Origin of the sequence: Blastococcus mobilis (assembly GCF_900188025.1) — a bacterium.
Classification (GTDB): Bacteria; Actinomycetota; Actinomycetes; order Mycobacteriales; family Geodermatophilaceae; genus Blastococcus_B; species Blastococcus_B mobilis.
The window spans coordinates 1-1771 of the sequence record NZ_FZNO01000073.1; the positions used below are offsets into that span (position 1 = coordinate 1).

At 69.2% G+C, this 1771-nt stretch carries 1 protein-coding gene; it reads left to right on the plus strand.

Going from position 1 to position 1771, the window contains the following annotated elements; genetic code table 11:
• Positions 1 to 113 precede the first annotated feature (113 nt).
• Positions 114 to 1760 (plus strand): IS1634 family transposase, encoded by a 1647-nt coding sequence (locus tag CHB94_RS24285; RefSeq protein ID WP_089339103.1) that lies wholly within the window; start codon positions 114 to 116, stop codon positions 1758 to 1760.
• Positions 1761 to 1771 lie beyond the last annotated feature (11 nt).

Sequence of the window (1771 nt, forward strand, 5' to 3'; positions counted from 1 at the left end):
CCTGAGTTGGCTCACGGCGTCATGATGATCTCGTCGGCAGGTCGCTGAGCTGCGCGGATGCGCTGGATCGGGTGCTGTTTCACGCACTAACGGTGTCGGCTTAGGGTCGTCCGGTGGCGTTCATCCGGCGGGTTCGGACCGCGTCGGGGGCCACCGCGGTGCAGATCGCGGCCTATGCCGGTGGGCGGCAGCGGATCCTGGAGCACCTGGGGTCGGCGCATACCGAGGCCGAGTTGGGCGTGCTCCTGGAGCAGGCGCGCGAGAGGCTGGCGGTGGCCGGACAGCTCGCTTTCGACCTTGATGTCCAGCCCTCGCCCCGGGTGGTGGAGCTGGTAGCGGCTCCTACCGGGCAGGGCGTCCTGGACCCCGGGCCGCCGGCCGCGCCGGATGGCCGGCGGGATGGGCCGGGCCGGGTGGTGGCCACCGACTCGCGGCTGCTGTTCAACGCCCTCGCCGCGGTCTACACCGCGCTCGGCTTCGACGAGGTGGCCGATGCGGTGTTCCGTGACCTTGTCCTCGCCCGGGTCGTGGAACCGAGTTCGCTGCGAGACAGCGAGCGGGTGCTGCGGGATCTGGGCCGCGCACCGGCGAGCTACGCCACCATGAAGCGCACCCTGCGCCGTGCCCACACGGGCAGCTACCGCGACCAGATTGCCGCCGCCTGCTTCACCCACGCCTCGACCAGCGGCGACGTGAGTCTGTGCCTCTACGACGTGACCACGCTGTACTTCGAGGCCGAGCACGAAGACGAGCTGCGCAAGGTCGGTTACTCCAAGGAACGCCGGGTCGATCCCCAGGTTGTGGTCGGGCTGCTGGTCGACCGGCAGGGCTTCCCGCTGGAGATCGGCTGCTTCGCCGGCAACAAGGCCGAGACCACCACCCTTGTGCCGATCATCAGCCAGTTCCAGGAACGGCACGGACTCAGCGACTTCGTCGTCGTGGCCGACGCCGGGATGCTCTCGGGCACCAACCTGCGCGAGCTGGACGAGGCCGGGCTGCGGTTCATCGTCGGCTCCCGGGTCACCAAGGCCCCGGTCGATCTTGCGTCGCACTTCCACTGGAACGGCGACGCGTTCACCGACGGGCAGGTCATCGACACCCTCACTCCACGCACCGGGCACAAGATCGAGAACGACCAGAAGCTGCGGGCCGAGCCGGTCTGGGACCCAGCCGCGCATCCCGGCTCGTGGCGAGCGGTGTGGGCCTACTCGGCCAAACGCGCCGCCCGCGACACCAAGACGCTGAGCTTGCAGGAGGACCGGGCCAAGCAGGTCGTGGCCGGAGAGAAGACCGCCCGCACACCCCGCTTCGTCAAGACCAGCAACGGCACCCGCTCACTGGACGAGGCATCCCTGGCCAGGGCGCGGCGACTGGTCGGCCTGAAGGGCTACGTCACCAACATCGACGCCGGCCTCATGCCCCCTGGGGAGGTCATCAGCAGCTACCACGACCTGTGGCGGGTCGAGCAGTCCTTCCGCATGTCCAAGACCGATCTGCGAGCCCGCCCGATGTTCCATCACGTCCGCGACGCGATCGAAGCCCACCTCACGATCGTGTTCACCGCGCTGGCGGTCAGCCGCGAAGCCCAGAGGCGCACCGGGCTCGCGATCGGCAACCTCGTCCGTCAGCTCCGGCCACTGCGCTCGGCGACCATCGCGATCAACGGCAGCGAGCAGACCTTCGACCCCCACGTCCCGCCAGCGCAACAAGCCGTCCTCGACGCGCTCCAGGACACCGGCAGTCACGCACTAACCAAATGAGCCAACTCGGG